The organism is Pontibacter korlensis (assembly GCF_000973725.1).
GTDB classification, from domain to species: Bacteria; Bacteroidota; Bacteroidia; order Cytophagales; family Hymenobacteraceae; genus Pontibacter; species Pontibacter korlensis.
Map to the genome: position 1 here is coordinate 2,992,559 of NZ_CP009621.1, position 20,411 is coordinate 3,012,969.

Annotated in this window: 14 protein-coding genes and 2 riboswitches; of the genes, 8 read left to right on the forward strand and 6 right to left on the reverse strand. The window is 47.0% G+C overall.

All coding sequences use genetic code 11. The features are described from left to right. Positions 1 to 20: 20 nt before the first annotated feature. Positions 21 to 683 (reverse strand): YczE/YyaS/YitT family protein, encoded by a 663-nt coding sequence (locus PKOR_RS12895; protein ID WP_235336332.1) that lies wholly within the window; start codon positions 681 to 683, stop codon positions 21 to 23. A gap of 157 nt (positions 684 to 840) precedes the next feature. After that, on the reverse strand, positions 841 to 3,339 hold the full coding sequence (locus tag PKOR_RS12900; protein ID WP_046311262.1) for a TonB-dependent receptor: 2,499 nt from the start codon (positions 3,337 to 3,339) through the stop codon (positions 841 to 843). Positions 3,340 to 3,711: 372 nt separating this feature from the next. Further along, a riboswitch (SAM riboswitch) is annotated at positions 3,712 to 3,814 on the forward strand. A gap of 528 nt (positions 3,815 to 4,342) precedes the next feature. Here PKOR_RS12900 and PKOR_RS12905 point away from each other — a divergent pair. The 5 genes from PKOR_RS12905 to PKOR_RS12925 all read left to right on the forward strand — a co-directional run bounded on the left by PKOR_RS12905 (position 4,343) and on the right by PKOR_RS12925 (position 10,713). Then, the gene (locus PKOR_RS12905; protein ID WP_046311263.1) at positions 4,343 to 6,454 is read left to right on the forward strand and encodes a HEPN domain-containing protein; all 2,112 of its coding nucleotides are present in this window, start codon (positions 4,343 to 4,345) and stop codon (positions 6,452 to 6,454) included. A gap of 59 nt (positions 6,455 to 6,513) precedes the next feature. Next, positions 6,514 to 7,353, forward strand: a complete 840-nt coding sequence (gene cobA, locus PKOR_RS12910; RefSeq protein WP_084694788.1) for a uroporphyrinogen-III C-methyltransferase — start codon at positions 6,514 to 6,516, stop codon at positions 7,351 to 7,353. Between the two features lie 20 nt (positions 7,354 to 7,373). After that, complete coding sequence (locus tag PKOR_RS25985; protein ID WP_084694789.1) at positions 7,374 to 8,903, forward strand: TSUP family transporter; 1,530 nt, start codon at positions 7,374 to 7,376, stop codon at positions 8,901 to 8,903. Between the two features lie 57 nt (positions 8,904 to 8,960). Further along, positions 8,961 to 10,127, forward strand: a complete 1,167-nt coding sequence (locus PKOR_RS12920) for a trans-sulfuration enzyme family protein (RefSeq protein ID WP_046311265.1) — start codon at positions 8,961 to 8,963, stop codon at positions 10,125 to 10,127. Between the two features lie 169 nt (positions 10,128 to 10,296). Then, entirely contained in the window at positions 10,297 to 10,713 is a 417-nt protein-coding gene (locus PKOR_RS12925; RefSeq protein WP_046311266.1) for an OsmC family protein, read from the forward strand. 93 nt (positions 10,714 to 10,806) lie between these two features. Here PKOR_RS12925 and PKOR_RS12930 read toward each other — a convergent pair whose 3' ends face one another. The 4 genes from PKOR_RS12930 to PKOR_RS12945 all read right to left on the reverse strand — a co-directional run bounded on the left by PKOR_RS12930 (position 10,807) and on the right by PKOR_RS12945 (position 15,051). Further along, positions 10,807 to 12,063, reverse strand: coding sequence for a sulfate adenylyltransferase subunit 1 (locus PKOR_RS12930; RefSeq protein ID WP_046311268.1), 1,257 nt, complete (start codon positions 12,061 to 12,063; stop codon positions 10,807 to 10,809). A 1-nt stretch (position 12,064) separates the two neighbouring features. Then, on the reverse strand, positions 12,065 to 12,973 hold the full coding sequence (cysD, locus tag PKOR_RS12935) for a sulfate adenylyltransferase subunit CysD (protein WP_046311269.1): 909 nt from the start codon (positions 12,971 to 12,973) through the stop codon (positions 12,065 to 12,067). A 56-nt stretch (positions 12,974 to 13,029) separates the two neighbouring features. Next, a complete protein-coding gene (locus PKOR_RS12940) occupies positions 13,030 to 13,749 on the reverse strand; it encodes a phosphoadenylyl-sulfate reductase (RefSeq protein ID WP_046311271.1) in 720 nt (239 codons plus the stop codon). A 321-nt stretch (positions 13,750 to 14,070) separates the two neighbouring features. Continuing rightward, positions 14,071 to 14,172, reverse strand: a riboswitch (SAM riboswitch). 159 nt (positions 14,173 to 14,331) lie between these two features. Next, complete coding sequence (locus PKOR_RS12945) at positions 14,332 to 15,051, reverse strand: hypothetical protein (RefSeq protein WP_046311272.1); 720 nt, start codon at positions 15,049 to 15,051, stop codon at positions 14,332 to 14,334. A gap of 351 nt (positions 15,052 to 15,402) precedes the next feature. Between PKOR_RS12945 and PKOR_RS12950 the strand changes: the two genes are divergently transcribed. The 3 genes from PKOR_RS12950 (at position 15,403) to PKOR_RS12960 (ending at position 20,399) form a co-directional block, all read left to right on the forward strand. Then, positions 15,403 to 18,828 (forward strand): ThuA domain-containing protein, encoded by a 3,426-nt coding sequence (locus PKOR_RS12950; protein ID WP_052738847.1) that lies wholly within the window; start codon positions 15,403 to 15,405, stop codon positions 18,826 to 18,828. A 315-nt stretch (positions 18,829 to 19,143) separates the two neighbouring features. Next, positions 19,144 to 19,449 carry a ribosome hibernation-promoting factor, HPF/YfiA family gene (hpf, locus tag PKOR_RS12955; protein WP_046311274.1) on the forward strand — a complete coding sequence of 102 codons (306 nt, stop codon included), beginning with the start codon at positions 19,144 to 19,146 and terminating at the stop codon, positions 19,447 to 19,449. A 107-nt stretch (positions 19,450 to 19,556) separates the two neighbouring features. After that, the gene (locus PKOR_RS12960; RefSeq protein ID WP_235336347.1) at positions 19,557 to 20,399 is read left to right on the forward strand and encodes an SDR family NAD(P)-dependent oxidoreductase; all 843 of its coding nucleotides are present in this window, start codon (positions 19,557 to 19,559) and stop codon (positions 20,397 to 20,399) included. Positions 20,400 to 20,411: the final 12 nt, after the last annotated feature.

Here is a 20,411-nt window from a genome sequence, read left to right on the forward strand (position 1 = left end):
CAAACGGCTGCCTTTTCTATTTATACCTTAGCCTCGCTGGGTCCTTTCTCACACAAAACCTCTCTTAGCCGCGCAAACACATTAAGCGACACCTGAAAGACCGGGCTCAGAATAAAAGTATAAAGAAAGGTAACAATATGGATAGGGCCACCTAACAGGAAGCCTACTACCAGCACCACACACTCTACCGATATGCGGGCCTTACTTACTGAGAGCCCTGTTCGGTCAGAAATGGTAAGCATGAAGCCATCGCGCGGACCGGCGCCTATTCCTCCAGCTACATAAAGGCCTCCTCCTATACCAATAATAAGCATAGCCGCCAGCAGCCACACATAATCAAACCAGGTATAAGTAGCCTGAGGGAGTATATCCATCCACAGGAAAAAATCCATGAACGGGCCTATAAGCAGGGCGTTCAGGAATGTGCCGATATTGATGTACTTTCTGCTTACAAATAGCGAGATGAGTATAAGTACCATTCCCACTATAACACTCCAGGTACCAATGCTCCACCCGAACTTTTCAGAGAAAGCCACATTCAGGACGTCCCATGGGTGTAAACCTAGATGCTTAACCTTGACAGAAATGGCTATTCCAAGCCCAAAGCACAATAATCCCAGAAAAAAGAAAGTATAACGAATAACCCAATTACGCAGGGTATCAGATGTTGTAGACAAAGCCATAATGCAAGCTTAAGCAAATCTGTCCATTCTGTCGCCTGCTTTCACTAAAAAACCTATTATCTAGAGTAAAAGTACATCAAACCCTTCTCTGTAAGATTAAAACAAAAGCCCCACCTTTAGAAGGCGGGGCTTGGGGTAGATAGGTAGTAGTAAATCTTTATTGGATGCCACCGGCTCCGCCGCCGTCACCTTGTTTGGTGTCGTCGTTACGGATGCTGCGCTTACGGCGAGGTTTCTGTTTCTCCATTTTACCAAAACGGTAGTCGAAGGTAACACGTGCGCCCCGGTTGAAGTTGTTAATGCGCATGCGCTGTGTGAAGTCGATCGCCTCTACATCGTTGTTCATCTTCATGCTCTTGCGGAACGGGTTGTCCAGGCCAAGGCTTATGCCGCCCTTACCCTCGAACAGCTCCTTCTTGAATGCCAGCGTGTGGTAAGAGAATGCTGCGAATTTACCTTGCAGCTGAATTCTGCGAGAGTTGAAGCCACCGTTGAACTGAGCACTGAAACCCTTGCCGAAGTCATAAGAGGTATTACCGTTGATGTTATACATCCAGCCGCTGTTCTCATAAAGAGAACTTTTCAGGTCTACAAAGTAGATGTTAGAGCTACCACCAACAGACCATGCTTTTACGGGCTTCACAGAACCAAAAAGGCTGATGCCGTAAGTCTTGTTTTGGGCTACGTTGGCAAAAGTCAGGATGGTGTTGTTGTCCTCCAGACGTGGCACTGTCTCAATGGCATTATCTGTTTCGCGCATGTACAGGTTGGCACTGATGGAGGCAGTTTTAAAGTAGGTGCTGTAGCCCACCTCGTAAAGGTTGGTAAGTTCAGCATCCAGGTATGGGTTACCACGAACGATGGTACCTGGAGCTTGCTCCTGGTCAAATGGATTCAGGAAGAAAAGCGAAGGGCGCTGTATACGCTGCGTATAGTTAGCCTTTAGTGTATGCTTATCTTTTATAGTATAAGAAAGCGCTACACTTGGAATAAGGTTGTTATAGCTTTCGGAGTAGTTAGCACTCTCCTGTGCACCATCCTGTTTCACCTGGAAATAATCTCCCTCAATTTCTGTCTGCTCAAAGCGGGCACCCAACTTTACATTCAGCTTTTGCTTGATGGCAAAGCCATAGGTAGCATAGGAGGCATACACATCTTGTGCATAATCAAAGTTCAGGTTGCTGTTTACTTCCGAGTCTGTTTCGATGTACCGGTAAACACCATCGCTGCTTACATCCCTGAAGATTGACTTAGCACCTAGCTCTAGTGTAGTTTTGTTCTCGAACGGATGTACGTAGTCTGCCTGGAAGGTAAGTTCGTTGTTCTGACCATCGTTGTTGTTACGCTGCAGGAAAAAAGGATCTTCTCCGACAGTGTAGCGATCCTGATAGTTACGGGTGTCCGTGTCCATCATTGTATACTGCGACAGCACTGCCAGTTCATGAGCAGGCTTCCCGAAGGTGTGCACGTAGTCCAGGTTAAAGTCTGTACCCTGGCGCTTGTTGCGGTTTTGGATGTCAGTGTTGAAGGTTTGCTCCGGATTCTCTACTCCGCCCTCAGTAAACAGCTGGTTCTGGTCATTTTGCATCTTGAACTGGCCCCCGTTATGGCGTACACCCCCAGAAAGGCTGTTTTTTGCATTGATGTCGTAATCAAAACCTAGCTGCGCATTCATGAACCCACCACGTATCTTTGTGTCGCCATACTGCTCACGTACCACTCTGGACTCTTCAGGACCGTTGAAGGTGGTAATATTGCTCATGTTACCGTGGTTGTAGAACTGCACAGTGCTGGCACTGGCATTGATGCCAAACTTGCCTCTACGCAGGTTCAGGCTACCATTGCCGTTGCTGGCACGAGTACCGGCTGTAGCGTTAATGGAGCCGCTAACACCTTCTAAGCCACTGTCTTTTTTTGTTATGATGTTGATGATACCGGCAGTGCCTTCCGCATCATACTTAGCCGATGGGCTGGTGATCACCTCAACCGACTTAATCATATCAGCCGGGATTTGCTTTAGTGCATCAGCCACGCTGCCCGCCATAATAGAGGAAGGCTTATTATTGATGAGCACACGCACGTTTCCGCTACCGCGAAGCTGCACGTTGCCATCTGTATCCAGGCTCAGCGAAGGTACTTTCTGCAGTACATCGGCCGCATTGCCACCAGAATTGGTAATATCTTTTTCGGCGTTGTATACAGTGCGGTCAATCTTTTCTTCTACAAGAGGCTTCTCACCTGTGATAACTACTTCGTTCAATTTCTTGGCATCAGAGGCAAGGGATACAGTACCAACATTAACCTCTGCGTTATCTGAAGAAACCGTAACATTTTCCACCACCTGCAGCTGATAGCCCAGGAAAGATACATTCAGTTTATATTTGCCAGCAGTAACTTTCTGTAAAGTAAAACGGCCATTATCGTCTGCCATGGTACCGTCAATTGGTTTCCCAGTGCTCAGGTTGATAAGTGCTACTGTGGCAAACTCGATAGGCTGTTTTGTTTCTGCATCTAGTATCACGCCACTGATCTTGGCATTTCCCTTTGGGGTAGCCATTGTTGTTCGTTGCTGTGGTGGCCCTGCTTGCTGCGGAGCTTGTGCCCATCCTGTTGTGGTACTTAGGCCAAGCAGGATCAGGAGTAGATTCTTCTTCATAGTTTTTGTGCGATCAGGTAGTAAGATGGAATGTTAGCTTTGGTGAATGTCTTCATACTCGCGTGTTCTTTATCTTCACGCTACAAAGTAAAGGAGTAGTTTTATACTGCTAAAACAGAATATACTAATGCTCTTCATTTCTATATGAATAGCATTAGTAATCCGATTAGTGTTTGGTAGGTATAATCAAGGAGTCTATCGGCTTTGGCAGGGAGAAGAGTAGGAGGATCAGCTGCTTGTTCTGTTCTTTGCTGGTTTACAATGTGTTGAGCTAGGTGTTTTCCTGTTGAATTCTAAAATAATTTAGTAGCTGTGTATCCTTTTCGTAATTCTTTAGTACATTTGTTCCGAATAGTATTGCTAACCGCAAGAAGTTTATAGACGAAGAGGCGAGAGAACAGGCTCCCTGACCCTCTGGCAACCATCCACCTAGGAAAGGTGCCACATCCTGCCCAACGAAGGGAAAATATAAATTAAAAAACCATGAACACAACAAATTACATCACTGCATCCGGAAGCGCCACGTCACAGTCAGGCACTACTTCCTACATTGCCACTGCTTCTGCCGCGATGTGTTGTTGCTGTTGCTGTTGTTCCTGTTAAGGAGCCCCCATCATCCAGACCTGGCGTTTTATCACTGCTTCGCAAGCAGTTTCCCAAGCGGGTCTAACTTCAATTTATCTTTTACAGCTACTGCGGCTTAGTCTCTTTGAGTATTGCTGCACATAGCCTACAGCAACAAACGCATGCGTACTGCAGCAATCGTATCAAATTCATACTTTAAACATTTTACAGCTACAGCTTCGGCAGTAGCCTACACCTCAGTTATTTGTTGTGCCACCTGCTGTTGTTGTCAGCAGCAATTCCATGGCATGTGCGCCTGTTAGGCTAACCTTAACTTACAGCCTGTTAAAGCGCAGCCACTTCTGGCCGTGTCAGGCTTTCTTTATATGTATTTTATCGAACAAGTCGCTCAGGCGGCTAATATTCATCAGAAATCAGCATGCAAAGTTTTAGAACAGAAATAGAAAACCCGATTGTAGAGAGGGATATAATTGAGCTGGAAAAGAAGATCAGACTCTACCGCGAAGGCAAGTTGCAGGAAGATAAATTCAAAAGCCTGCGCCTGGCACGTGGTGTTTACGGACAGCGCCAGCTTGGGGTACAGATGGTGCGTATAAAGCTGCCCTTTGGTAAGCTTACGACGCAGCAACTGATCCGCATTTCTGATATTTCAGATGAATACTCTACAGGAAACCTGCACCTGACCACGCGCCAAGACATCCAGATCCACTATGTGAGCCTAGACAGAACACCTGAACTTTGGGCGAAGTTGGAGCAGGATGACATAACACTGCGTGAGGCTTGCGGTAACACTGTGCGTAACGTAACAGCATCTCCTGAGGCAGGCATAGACCCGAACGAGCCGTTTGATGTGTCTCCTTACGCTGATGCTACCTTCCGCTACTTCCTGCGCAACCCTATTTGCCAGGACATGGGCCGTAAGTTTAAGATGTCTTTTTCGTCCAGCGACTCTGACACTGCGATGTCTTACATGCACGACCTTGGCTTTATTCCTAAAGTAAGAACAGAAGATGGGCAGGAAGTGCGTGGCTTTAAAGTGATGATTGGGGGAGGTCTTGGTGCTCAGCCATCGCTTGCTCATACTGCTTTCGAGTTTCTTCCTGAGAACAAGGTGATTCCATTTATTGAGGGGGTACTGCGTATTTTTGACCGCTATGGCGAGCGCAATAACCGCAACAAGGCCAGGTTTAAATATCTGATTGCAAAGTTAGGTTTGGAAGAAGTGATGCGCCTTGTTGAAGAGGAGTATAAAGCACTCAAATCCCACTCGTTTGAAATTGATAAAATTATAGATTTTAATCCTGCACCTCCAGCCCAGAAAGCTATTCCGGATTTTGTTATAGACGATACCGATAAGTACAACAAGTGGCTGAAGACAAATGTGTTCAAGCAGAAGCAGGAGGGCTTTTACGGTATCTATATCAAAGTACAGATTGGTGATATCAGCAGTACTACAGCGCGTAAGCTGGTGCCACTGGTGCGTGAGTTTTCTGCCGATGAGATTCGTGTAACACAGGGACAGAACCTGCTTCTAAAGTATGTGCGAGAGGAAGCACTTCCATACTTCTTTGCGCAGCTGGATGAGCTAGGACTTGCCGAGCCGGGCTTTAACAGCGTAGCCGACATCACGACCTGCCCTGGTACAGATACCTGTAATCTTGGTATCTCAAACAGCACCAATATTACTAAAGTGCTTGAGAAGGTAATCGTGGATGAGTATCCGGAGATGCTGTTCAATACTGATATCAAAATCAAGATTAGCGGCTGTATGAACTCTTGCGGCCAGCATGGTATGGCCAACCTGGGCTTCCATGGCTCTTCTTTAAAGAGTGGCAAGAGCGTAGTGCCAGCCCTGCAGGTTTTGCTGGGTGGCGGTACGTTGAGTAATGGTGAAGGTCGCATTGCCCAGAAGCTTCTGAAGGTGCCAAGCAAGAGAGGACCGGAAGTACTGCGTTATGTGCTGAACGATTACCTGGCAAAAAAGGAGGAAAACGAGCGCTTTAACGCCTACTACGACCGCAACGGGAAAGATTATTTTTACCAGCTGCTAAAGCCTTTGACTGACTTGACTACACTTACTCCGGATGATTTTATTGACTGGGGACACCAGGACGATTTCCAACCTGCTATTGGTGTGGGCGAGTGTGCCGGTGTAATGATTGACCTGGTGGCTACACTGCTTTATGAGGCGGACGAAAAGCTGGAGTGGGCAGGAGAAGCAATGGAAGATAAGCGCTATGCTGATGCAGTTTACTATGGTTATGCAGCCTTCATCAGCACTGCCAAAGCGCTGCTGCTGGATAAGAACGTGAGCACCAATACACAGAATAGCATTATGCAAGAGTTCGACACGCACTTCGTGGAGACAGGCATTTTCACTTTCGAATCTGATTTCAAGAGCAAAGTGCTGCAGATAAATCAAAATCAGCCAAGTGAGGCATTTGCGAAAGATTACCTGAACCAGGCGCTGCTATTCTTACAGGAGGCAACCCGCTATCGTCAGGAGCAAAGAGAACCAGTTGTGGAGTAGCGAATCGGTGGTAATTCCCGCCTACAAGTAGCTGTTTACTCAACTATAAAATTAAAACAATGGCATCAAGAAGAAGAGAAATAAAAAATACTGTTGCCGAGCAACAGGCTAATGCAGAGAGATATAAACTGCCAAAGTTAACACTGGTGGGTGCAGGACCCGGCGATGAAGACCTAATTACCCTAAAAGGGATAAAAGCTCTGAAGCAGGCTAATGTGGTACTTTACGATGCACTGGTAAACCCGGAGCTGTTAAAGCATGCGCCCGCCGATGCTCCTAAAGTCTATGTAGGTAAGCGGGCAGGGGCACACCATCTAAAGCAGGAGGAGATAAACAAGCTCATCGTTGATTTTGCTTTCTCTCATGGGCACGTAGTGCGCCTGAAAGGCGGCGACTCCTTTGTTTTTGGTCGCGGCTACGAAGAGCTGGCCTATGCTGACAAATTTAACATCCATACAGAGGTAGTACCGGGCATCTCAAGCTCTATTGCAGTGCCAGAGCTGCAGCAGATTCCGCTTACCATCCGCGGTGTAAACGAGAGTTTCTGGGTTATCACGGGTACAACAAGCTCCGGAGAGATTTCTTCGGACGTAAGATTGGCAGCTCAATCCAACGCAACTGTGATAATTCTGATGGGAGTAAGTAAATTAGCGCAGATTTCAGAAATCTTTGCGGCTGCCGGCAAAGCTGATACGGCTGTGGCTGTGATACAGAACGGCTCCTTGCCAGACGAGAAGATTGCACTAGGTAATGTGCATAACATTGTAGAGCGGGTTGAAACGAGAAAGGTAGAGTCGCCGGCCATTATCGTGATCGGGGATGTGGTGAATTATCACCCTGCCTTACGCTATACGCTGGCCCTGCAACAGCAGCAGGAGTTGGCAGCTGTAGGAGTATAAATAGAAGCATCTAAATTCGAATGGAGCATCACCAGGACGAAAATATAACTGTACCCTCTGCTACAGAAGGGATAGCTAACACGGCTAACCCCCTGTTCCCGGTTTTCCTGAAACTTGAGGAGCTGCAAACTCTTGTGGTAGGAGGTGGGGCAGTAGGGCTTGAAAAGCTCTCGGCAATTCTTGCCAACAGTCCTAAGGCGCAGGTACGGCTGGTGGCCCCTGAGATACATGTGGATATCTGGGCGCTGGCAACTAAGCACCCACAAGTGGAGCTGGTAGTGCGGGAGTTTCAGGAGGATGACCTGGATGGTAAAGACCTTGTGCTTATTGCCACAGATGATCATGTGCTAAACAGAGCTATCCGAGATTTGGCAAAATCAAGGAAGATACTGACCAACGTAGCCGATACGCCGCAGCAGTGTGATTTTTACCTGGGGTCTATAGTACAGAAAGGAAGCCTGAAGCTAGGAATCTCTACCAACGGCAAGTCGCCTACTGTGGCTAAGCGTGTAAAAGAGGTGCTGAATGAAGCTTTCCCGGAGGAGATTGACCAGGTGCTGGGCAAAATGGGGAAGATACGGGAACAGCTGAATGGCGATTTTGCTGAAAAGGTAAAGCAGCTAAATGCATTAACAGAAGGGTTAGTAACTCCTGCGCCAAAGAAGAAGCAGAAGTATAATGTAACTTCGGTATTGGTGATGGTTTTTGCAGCCATTGCCCTTATGGTAACAGGTCACCTCCTTTTTACTTACATTCCGCTGCAGACTATTGGCAATGTCGCTTTGGATGTTGCCTCCCAGATTGATTCTGACATACTCATCTTTATCGTGGCTGGCTTTGTAGCCCAGCTGATAGATGGTGCCTTAGGTATGGCCTATGGAGTGAGTGCAACTACTTTCCTGCTGAGCTTTGGTGTGAGTCCGGTAGCAGCGAGTGCGAGTGTGCATGCCTCTGAGATATTTACCTCTGGCGTGTCTGGCTGGATGCACCTTAAGTTCGGTAACGTAAACAGTAAGCTCTTTAAGAACATTGTACTGCCAGGTGTGCTGGGAGCTATACTTGGAGCTTACCTGCTCTTTACTTTTGAAGAATACCTGTACATTATCAAGCCCATTGTAGCAGTATATACTTTAGTGCTAGGTATCCTGATCCTGCGCAAAGTACTGCGAAAGAAAGCAAAGAAAAAGCCCGTGAAAAAGCTAGGCTTTCTGGCTACAGCAGGTGGTTTCTTAGATGCCATTGGCGGGGGCGGCTGGGGACCAATCGTGTCGTCTACACTGATTGCCAAGGGCCGGAACCCTATGTATACCATTGGTTCTGTTAACCTGGCTGAGTTCTTTGTTTCTATTGCCAGCTCTGCTACTTTCGTAGCTTTTGCAGGTATATCGCACTGGCAGATTATTTTGGGCCTTATATTAGGAGGATCTATTTCAGCGCCTATCGGAGCCATGCTGGCCCGAAAGCTACCAGTTAAAACCATGATGATTATTGTGGGTATCGTGGTTATTATTGTGAGTCTGAGACTGATCGTAATGGCCTTTCCGTTTTAACAAGGCTCTGTAGTGGCCAATTTTAAAGTATAACAAGATTAGATAAAGCAGCAATTCATGAATGATAGTAATACGGGGGCAATCCGTCTCCAGACTCAACGCTCCCACTACCGCGAACACTCGGTGCCACTATACCTAACATCCAGCTTTGTTTTTGAGGATGCTGAGCAAGCGCGTGCCGTGTTTGCAGAGGAGGAGGCCGGTCAGGTTTACTCACGCTACGCAAATCCAAACATCGATGAATTGCTTGAGAAGATGTGCTACCTGGAGAAAGCAGAGGATGGCTTTGCATTCGCTTCAGGTATGGGCGCCATTTTTGGAAGTTTAGGGGCTCTGCTGCAGTCCGGTGACCATGTGTTGGCTTGCCGCTCGCTGTTCGGATCCACGCACCAACTGCTCACCAATATTTTTCCTAAGTGGGGAGTGTCCTATAGCTATGCTGATGCCGGTAATCCGGAAGAATGGGAAAGCCTGATTACGCCTGCCACCAAGCTTATACTGATAGAAACTCCCTCCAACCCAGGCTTAGAACTAATAGACTTGGAGTGGCTGGGTGAGCTGAAGCAGAAGCACAACCTGCTTTTGGTGGTAGACAATTGCTTTGCTACACCTGTACTACAAAACCCGACAGACTTCGGAGCTGACCTCGTACTGCATTCCGCTACCAAGTACATCGATGGCCAAGGGCGTGTGCTCGGAGGTATAGCTGTTGGAAAAAGCGACCTTATTGCTCAAATTCGATACTTTGCCCGCCATACAGGGCCTGCCATGTCGCCGTTTAACGCATGGGTGCTTTCAAAGAGTTTGGAAACGCTACGCTTGCGGGTAGAAAAGCACTGCGAAAACGCTCTAAAATTGGCAGAAACTCTGGAAGGAAATCCGGCGCTTGAGAAGGTGAATTATCCTTTCCTGCCATCTTTCCCTCAGTATGAGCTTGCTAAAAAACAAATGCGCTTGGGTGGTGGTATTGTAACACTGGAGGTAAAAGGAGGCTATGATGCGGCAAAACGCTTTATTGATAACCTGCAGATGGCCAGTATTAGTGCTAACCTAGGCGATACACGCACTATTGTAACACACCCGGCATCAACCACACATTCTAAGCTTTCAGAGCAGGAGCGTGCAGCTACCGGTATCACACCGGGTTTGGTGCGCGTTTCAGTAGGCTTGGAAAGTATAGCCGACATCATTTCAGATGTAACACAGGCACTGGAACGGGTATAACCACTGCTGCTACTATACATCAGTTAAAGAGGCGCAACAAGTTTGCGTCTCTTTACATTTCCACCTTATTTAAAACATTGTACACAGGAGGATACTCTACTATAGAGATTGTATATTAGAGTACACCCTAATGATAATAAGTTTGTAGCTCAACATCAGACATAAATTCATGGAAGTTAATTTAACACGCGTTGATCAGGATTTTCACTTTGCGGCCACAGGTGCTTCAGGAGTGGAGATCAATATAGACGGCTCACCGGAAATAGGTGGGCATAATGCCGGAGCTCGCCCAATGGAGCTGCTCTTGATGGGGCTCGGTGGTTGCAGTGCTATTGATGTTATCCAGATATTAAAGAAGAAGCGCCAGCAGATCGATTCCTTTAAGATCAATGTGAAAGCTGATCGCGTGCAGGGAGAGGTGCCTTCTCTGTTTAAGCAGATTCATGTACATTTTACTCTTGGCGGGCCGCTGGAGGAGCTGAAGGTACAGCAAGCAATTCAGCTGTCAATGGATAAGTACTGCTCAGTGGCAGCTATACTTTACAAAACCACCACTATCAGCTATAGCTTTGAGTTGGTGAAGTAACCTTTACTTCTTTTGAGCAGGTAAAATAGAAAAGCCGCTGCAAGTATAAATTCGCAGCGGCTTTTCTATTTATGATCTAGTCCTACTCTGTCGCTAGTATTCTATTTCAGCTACCATACCGGCACCTACTGTAGCGTAAGATGTTTCGTCTATAAGTATAAATCCACCGTTGGAGCGGTTGTTCTCATACTTATCCAGCAGGAGTGGGGATGCTGTTTTAATCTGCACACGGCAAATATCATTCAGCTGTACCTGGTCCACGTCCTCCAGGTGGTCTAGCGTATTAATGTCGATCTTATAGTCGATATTGCGAACCACGCAGCGGGTTTCAGTAGAATTGTGGCGTAGCAACAGCTTAGCTCCTGGTTTTAAAGCTTTGTTGTGCATCCAGCATACTTCAGCCTCAAATTCCTGGGCTACTTCAAGTCCATCAGCAGCTTTTACAATAACATCGCCACGACTGATATCTACTTCATCTGCCAGCTGCAGTACCACTGACATAGGGGCAAATGCCTCTTCCAGCACCTTACCACCTAGCTCAACAGACTTTACTGTAGTTGTCTGGCCCGAGGGTTGTACTGTTACCTTGTCGCCAGCCTTATAAGTACCGCTGATCACTTTACCTGCATAACCGCGGTAATCGTGGTGTTCAGCAGTAAGGGGGCGGATAACATACTGTACCGGGAATCGTGAATCTTCCAGGTTGAAATCCTGTGAAACAGGAACCTGCTCCAGGTGCTCCAGCAGGCTTGGCCCCTGGTACCATGGCATAGTCAGCTCAGAGCTTTCCACAATGTTATCGCCTTTAAGGGCACTAACAGGTATAAAGGTGATGTCCTTCGACTTCAGCTTTTTAGCAAACTGCTTGTAATCCTCTACAATCTGGTTGTAAACCTGCTCGTCGTAACCAACCAGGTCCATCTTATTGATACAGATTACCAGGTGCGGGATACCCAGCAGCGTAGAGATAATAGAGTGACGGCGTGTCTGCTCTTGAACTCCTTTGCGTGCATCTACCAGAATGATGGACAGGTTTGAGTTAGACGCACCCGTAACCATGTTTCTAGTATACTGAATGTGGCCTGGCGCATCAGCAATAATGAATTTGCGCTTCTCTGTAGAGAAATACTTATAAGCCACGTCGATAGTGATGCCTTGCTCACGCTCTGCCTTTAGGCCATCTGTCAGCAAAGAAAGGTCTATCTGTCCATCCTCGTTCAGGCGGCCAGAGCTTTCGATAGCTTCCAGTTGGTCTGCAAATATCTGCTTTGTGTCGTAGAGCAGGCGACCGATTAATGTGCTCTTGCCGTCGTCTACGTTGCCGGCAGTTATAAATCGTAGTATGTCCATCTTAAAAGTATCCTCCTTTCTTACGGTCTTCCATCGCTGTTTCCGACAACTTGTCGTCGATGCGGGTAGCTCCACGCTCACTAATCTTTGACTCCAGAATCTCGGCAATTACGGCGTCGATATCATATGCTACCGACTCCACAGCTGCTGTACAGGTCATATCGCCTACAGTACGGAAACGTACCTGCTTCTTCACCACCACATCGTCCGGCTCCTGGTAAATGAAGTCAGACCATGCCATCAGTTTTCCATCACGCACCAGGCACTCGCGCTCGTGGGTGTAGTAGATATGTGGTAATGCGATACCTTCGCGCTTAATGTAGTTCCATACATCAAGCTCTGTCCAGTTAGAGATGGGGAACACACGCACGTTTTCGCCTTTGTTGATGCGGCCGTTGTAGATGTTCCAAAGCTCTGGACGCTGGCGCTTCGGGTCCCACTGACCAAATTCGTCTCGTACAGAGAAAATACGCTCTTTGGCACGGGCTTTCTCCTCATCGCGACGTGCTCCACCAATGCAGGCATCAAAACCGAATTCCTCTATAGTCTCCAGCAGGGTGTGTGTCTGCAGCGCATTGCGGCTGGCATAACGGCCTGTTGGCTCTGATAGGTTCTTGCGCTTGATCGTATCCTCTACATTGCGAACGATCAGCTTTTCACCAAGGCGCTCGGCTAGCTCATCGCGGTAACGAATGGCCTCAGGGAAGTTGTGGCCAGTGTCGATGTGTACCAGCGGGAATGGGAATTTACCTGGTCTAAATGCCTTCTCAGCCAGTCGTACCAGTGTAATTGAATCTTTACCGCCCGAAAAAAGCAGGGCTGGCTTTTCGAACTGCCCCGCTACCTCACGCATAATGTGGATGGCTTCTGCCTCCAGCTGGTCGAGGTAATCCAGATATCTCTTGTCCATATTTTATGATTAACAAGCGGTTGTATGTACCACTCTTAACTCTTGAAATCTTTAACTTATCTTGCGTGCAAGCCGCACTCTTTTTTCGAGTTGTCTTCCCACCACCAACGGCCGGCACGGAAGTCTTCTCCTTCCAAAATGGCACGTGTACAAGGTGCGCAACCTATACTTACAAATCCTTTGTCGTGCAGCGGGTTGTAAGGGATGTGCAGTGCTTTAACAGCAGCACGTACCTCATCCAAAGTAAAATCAAGCAGCGGGTTATACTTGATGAGCTGGTGGCCTTCGTCCCATTCCAGTAACTGTAGGTCCTGGCGTGCACCAGACTGCTCGGCACGGATACCTGTTACCCAAATCTGTACACCTTCCAGGGCACGGTTTAGCGGCTCCACCTTACGTATGTAGCAGCACTGCTTGCGATCATCGATAGAGTTATAAAAGCTCATCGGACCTTTCTCGTTCACCAGCTGCTCTACAGCCTCGTGCTTCGGGAAGTATACTTCTATCTTTTTGCCATAGTGGTTGTTCGTCTTGTGCAACAGTGTATAACTCTCGTTAAAGAGGCGACCTGTATCAAGTGTAAACACCCTAATTGGCAGGTTATTTTCAAATATATAATGTGTGATGAGCTGATCTTCTATGCCAAGGCTGGAGGAAAAGGCTATGCTGCCATTAAATTCCTGAGCCAGCCGGCGCAGTCCTTCCTCAGCCGTAAGGCCAGAAAGAGCGGCACGTAAACTATCTAGTTTAGCCAGCAATTCTTGTGATAGATCCATGGAATATATATTAATCTCTTTGAAAACTAAGTTTGTAACTAGGGTTTCCAGTTTAGAGCCATAACTATGCCACTAAGCTCAAGGAGCATGAAGTGTGCCTGCTTATATCCGGTAAAGTAAAAAGAAGAAAGCGGCTAAAAAAGACGTCGTAAAACTGGAATGGTATAGGTGAGAAGTGCACGCTTAGCACATACAACAACAGCAACAGCAATTCTGCTGCAGAAGAGCAGATGTTGGGACAAAGGCAACTGATGCGGTGGCTGTACCACTGCTTGCCATACGTGTAGCTGATGTAATGTTGTAGGTTTGCATTGCTTTATCAATTTATATGCCCCGGCTGCCGGGCTAGGAATTGGCACCTTACCATTTTGGAGGTTGCCAGAGGGTCTCAGAGCCTAGTCTCTCGCCTCTTCTTTATAAATTTTTACAGACGTAACGTCCATTGGTGATACTAATGCAAAATTAGGGCTTTTTCTGAGATGTGTAACCTTTTATGTAAAATATTGTGAAACAGCCGCTAAAATTAGGCAGGCAAGAGCGTAGCAGCTCTTACCTTAGGCCTGTATTGCTTTTGATTATACTCTAAGCAGCAAGTTGAGTTACATATTTTACAAGCGAACGCTTGGCAATTGGCAGCAGCGACTGCTCAACTGGTACCGGTATTTTGGCCACAGCCACAAAGGTGGCGGGGTTAGGTAACTTCTGGTTCTCCCGTATAAGCTGTGCCTTTAAGTGCTCATGGGTAAGAGCCAGCCCACGGCGCACAGTCTGCAGGTGCTTCGTATTAATGCCCCTGTACTTTTCATAAGTGTTTTCAAAAACAGTAATATGATACACGTACACCTGTGTCTCTTTGCCAGGGAAATTCTCCAGGAAGAGGTAGCCTTCGTTATGGTAGATAGGAGTAATGCCCACGGGGCTGAACTCCAGGTGTCGCTCCACAAAGTCATAGAGTTCTTTCCCCTCCTCCAGTGTTTGGCTAAAGCGTGGCGTGGCATACTGTATGATCTCTTCAATTTGCGCCATTGTCTCGTCGTCCTCCACAATTTTCTCATACACTAGCTCCAGCTTTTCGAAGTCGGCGCGGCTAATACGTTGCGGAAACTGCTCATATACCAGGCGCTTATGCTCTTTTACCTGTAACAGGTTCCGGTAGTGCATGATTAGGTCTGAGAAAATAGGGTACAGGCGCTGCTCTCCAAACTCATTTTTGGCGGCCTGCAAGTATGCCAGCAGCATGTATTTTTTGTACTCAAAGTCTAAAAGTCCCTCAGTGAGCCAGTTGATAGGTAGGGTGTTCATAGGCCTTCAACTTTAGTGTTTATACTTGTGATATTAAACGAAAAAAAAGAGGGTGAGGGTTGAGGAAAGTAAGTGCTCAAAAATTAGTACCTGTAATGGTGGGTTTTAAGTGAATAGTAGTATTTTTACCTGTAGAGACATTTATTCTGCAAGACTATGTTTGCAAAACCACAACTATGAAATGCATTCCACGCATAGCTTTTTCCTGAGGAAGTAGAAGAAGCAGTTTCCAGGTGACGTTAGCGGCTGAACTGACACCTTGCTAGCTGCCTCACAAGACTGAAGCGTGGCTGTACCTAATAGCCATTTTGAAACGAAAAAATTTCACCAACAAACACCCTTAAATTCTAAATGATAGCAAAAGTCCCAATAAAGAAGGCATTTTACCTGTTTGCGGTGTGCCTCTTTGCTGTCTTTTCCTGTAGTGATAAGCGTTCCGGTGATCCGAAGGTGCTTGTGTTTAGCAAGACCAGCGGGTTCCATCACAACTCTATTGCAGCAGGAAATGCCGCCCTTATAAAATTAGGTCTAGAAAATGGCTTTCAGGTAGACACCACTACCAATGCCAACATGTTCCATGAAGACTCTCTTAAGCAGTACTCTGCGGTAGTGTTTCTTAACACTACCGCAGATGTGCTTAATCACTACCAGGAAGCTGACTTTGAGCGCTACATTCAGGCCGGTGGTGGTTTTGTGGGTATCCACTCTGCCACAGACACTGAGTACGAGTGGGGATGGTACGGCAGATTGGTTGGCGGCTACTTTAGCAGCCACCCTGAGACGCAGGAGGCTGTACTGCATGTAGTGGATAAAAATCATGAGGCTACTGCACACCTGCCAGAGGAGTGGAAGAGAACTGACGAGTGGTACAACTTTAAGAACCTGAACCCGGAAACTAAGGTGCTGTTAGCTATAGATGAGAGCAGCTACGAAGGCGGTACTAACGGCGATAACCACCCAATGGCTTGGTACCACGAGTACGATGGTGGCCGTGCATTTTATACTGCTTTAGGCCATACAGATGAGTCTTACCAGGATCCGCAGTACCTGAAGCACGTACTGGGAGGCATCAAGTATGCGATCGGTGAAAATAAAGAGCTGGACTATGAGCAAGCTACCTCTAAGCGTGCGCCAGAGGCTGACCGCTTTGTGAAGGTGCAGCTGAACACTGGTGCTTTCTTTGAGCCTACTGAGATGGCTATTCTGCCGAGCCTCGACATCCTGGTGGCACAGCGCCGTGGCGAATTGATGCTGTACAACAACAAAACAGGTGATGTAACGCAGGTAGGTGCGCTAAATGTGTACCATAAAACAACCATACCTGATGTAAACGCAGAGGAAGGATTAATGGGCTTAGCAGCTGACCCTAACTTCAGCAAGAACAACTTTATCTATCTGTTCTATAGCCCTGCGGATACCTCTGTAAACCGCTTGTCGAGGTTCGTGTTTAAGAATGGTAAACTGGATAACTCCTCAGAAAAAGTTATTCTGCAGTTTTACTCCCAGCGCAATATCTGCTGCCACACTGGCGGCTCTATAGCGTTCGGTCCAGGTAACACCCTTTTCCTTTCTACTGGAGATAACTCTACACCATTCAACGAAAAAGGACAGCCTTATGTAAATAATGGCTATGCGCCGCTGGATGATCGCCCAGGCCACGAGCAGTTTGATGCCCGAAGAACTTCTGCTAACACCAACGACCTGAGAGGTAAGATCATCAGAATTAAGATGAATGATGATGGTACCTACACTATACCTGAAGGAAACCTGTTTCCTACAAATACACCAAACGCGCGCCCTGAAATCTTTACCATGGGGCATCGTAATCCATACCGTATCTCTGTAGATCAGAAAAAAGGTTACCTGTACTGGGGCGATGTGGGCCCAGATGCCGCTGGCGATAGCATGAAAGTTCGTGGCCCTAGAGGTTATGATGAGATGAACCAGGCCCGTAAGGCTGGTAACTTTGGTTGGCCTCTGTTTATAGGTAACAACTATGCTTACAACCGCTACGACTATGGTAAGGGCTTTACAGGACCAGAGTTTGATCCTGCAAAACCGGTAAACGAGTCTCGCAACAACACAGGTATTAAGGAGCTTCCTGCTGCGCAGCCTGCCTTTGTCTGGTATCCATATGCAGAGTCGCCTGACTTCCCACAGGTGGGCTCAGGAGGCCGTAACGCCATGACAGGTCCGGTTTATTACTCAGACATGTTTCCAGAACAGACACGCTACTCGTCTTACTACGACGGAAAGTTATTTGTATATGACTGGATGCGTAACTGGATTAAGGTTATCACCATGAAAGAAAATGGCGATTTTGATAAGATGGAGACGTTTATGCCAGACATTAAGCTGACGGGTGCTATAGACATGGAAGTTGGCCCAGACGGTAGGCTTTATGTGCTGGAGTATGGTTCTGGCTGGTTTGCGAAGAATGATGATTCAGGCCTTGCCAGGATAGACTATCTGGCTGGTAACAGACCTCCTAAGGTGGCTGACTTGACAGTAGACAAAATGAGCGGTAGAACACCGTTAGTCATCACGGCCAAAGTGGATGCGAAAGATCCTGAGAACGACAAGATGCGCTATGAGTGGAATGTTGGGGGTAAAACCCTACGCACTACAGAGCCTTCTCTGAAGTATACAATCAACAACAACGGCGACCACAGTATAAGCGTGGTAGTGTTTGATGATAAAAATGCTTCTTCTAAGAGCAATGTAGTTACCCTGTACGCTGGTAATGAGCAGCCTCAGGTTAATGTGGCTTTACAAGGCAACCGCAGCTTCTATACCGAAGGTCAGCCAGTTAAGTATAGTGTAAAAGTTACAGACCCGGATGGCACAGTTGATATGAACAACCTGTTTGTGTCGGTGGATTATGTAGAAGGTACAGACTTGGCTGGTGCTTCTCAGGGACACCAGATTGTTTCGGAAGAAATGCTGGGCAAAAACCTGATGCTAAGCTCTGACTGTAAAGCATGTCACTCTATCAATGAAAAGTCTATCGGCCCGACTTACACGCAGGTAGCCAAGCGTTACCAAAAGGATAATGGAGCCATGACACACCTGACCAACAAGATTATTAAAGGTGGTAGTGGTGTATGGGGTGAGGCGGCCATGCCAGCACACCCTAACATGTCTGAGTCTGATGCCAAGCAGATTGTAAAATGGATTCTTTCTTTGGGTAACACAGAGAACGCTAGAAAGTCTCTGCCTGCCAGTGGAGAGATAGTGCCTAAAGTTGACTCAAAGCAAAAGGATAACACAGTTCTGAAACTAACGGCTACTTACACAGACCAGGGAGGCCAGGGTATCAAGCCACTTGCCGGAACCGGAGTAGTGTACCTGCGCAATACAACCCTGGATGCAGCAGACTTCAAGTCTATCAATGGCTTCAACAGCGTGGAGTTCGGCGGAGCTCATTTCCTGATCTTCCCGGGCTCGAACGGTTGGCTGAAACAGCCGCAGTTAGATCTGACTAATATCGGCAGCATTGAGCTGATAGGCTTCGGCAATGGTGAGACTACCGAGTATAAAGCGGAGGTAAGGCTGGATCAGCCAGATGGCACTAAGGTAGGAGAAGGCATACTTAAGCTTGGCGGAGAAAGACAACCAGGTAGTGGTACTGTGAAGCTTCAAAACCTACCAGATAGCAAGCTCCACGATGTCTACATTGTGGTGAATGTAGCTGGTGGTGCAACCGGCCAGAACCATGTGCTTAAAACAGTTCGCTTTGTACCTGCATCAGGAACTGCAGTTTCAAGCAGCAGATAATAAAGCAATCCAATCAAACAAAAAGGGCTTCTCATGAGAAGCCCTTTTTGTTTGCCTTTAGAAGGCACAGCACCTATTGGCGAGACTTGATAAACTCTATTATCAAGGCAAACGACTTAGTACAGTTTGAACTATTAGACTGTAGCAGCTAAATAGTAACAAAGCAGCATTAAAGGGCAGGAAAAGCGCTTGGAGAAGCTCCTGGTTTAGAGGTTGGCCTTAACCAAAGTGGAAGCCTTACGTTTATATGGCAAGACTTTGAGGGAGAAGCAAGACATAAATTTCTCTCTATCTACCGTAGAAAATACATAAGCTATGAATTACACAGAGAATTTTGAAGGTATAAAACTAGATGTACAGGCTGTTGATATCGATATTTCGGATGCGATGCAGCAAAAACTAAGGGAGAAGATTACAAAACTGAAGCGTCATGCCAAGAAGATAGATTCAGTGGATATATATTTCAAGGAAGAAGCGAGCCAGTCAACTAACACGAGGAGCGTGCACATGCGGGTTGGCGTACCTGGTAACGATGTGTTTGCACAGGACTCAGGAGACAATTGGTACCAGTTGCTCGATAATGTGGAGGATAAGCTGAAGCGTCAACTCGAAAAGAAATAAGAGCCTCTAGGCACCACTTATCAAACCCGCTGTACTTAGACATAAGGCAGCGGGTTTCTTTTGTAGAGCAGCTATAAAGAAACTTGATAGATGCTTATCCTCAACTAATGCGGCAGAAATCTAATACATCCGCTATACTTGCCATTTACAGATCAAAGTATAAAAATATGCCTAACACTTACTACCAAGATAAGACTGTACTAATAACCGGAGGCGCACAGGGTATAGGACTGGGAATGGCACAAGCTTTTGCTGAGGCCGGAGCAAATGTAGTGATCACCGATAAAGACGAGGAAGCAGGGCAGGAAGCACTAAAGCGGCTAAAAGGCCAGGGACTTGAGGTTGTGTTTATACCTTGTGATGTTAGCGTAGAATCTGAAGTACAGGTACTTCTGCAACAGGTAGAAGAGAAGTATAAAAAGCTGGACGTGCTCCTAAACAACGCAGGCATTGCTGACCCTTTTGTTGGGGCGCTGCAGGAACTGGACATGGCTGTGTTCGACAAAGTGCTTGCTGTAAACCTGCGCGGGCCGCTGTTGTGCTCTAAGTATGCACTGCCTCTGTTGCAGAAGGCTGAGCACCCTGCTATCCTGAACATCTCAAGCACCCGGGCTTTTATGTCGGAGCCTGATACATTTGCTTATTCCGCATCTAAAGGTGGCCTGGAGGCGCTGACGCATTCATTGGCTGTAAGTCTGACAAAAGAGCGGGTACGTGTAAACGCTATTGCACCTGGCTGGATTGAAGTAGGAGAGTGGAAGAAGGAGAGTGAGAAGTATACACCTCAGCACACTGAGCAGGACAAAGAACAGCACCCGGTAGGGCGTGTTGGTCTACCACAGGATATAGCTGAGGCCGCCCTGTTCCTTTGCTCCGATAAGGCGGGCTTTATCACAGGGCAGAGCTTAAGTATAGACGGAGGCATGACTGTGAAAATGATATATCACTGATACTGAAGGATG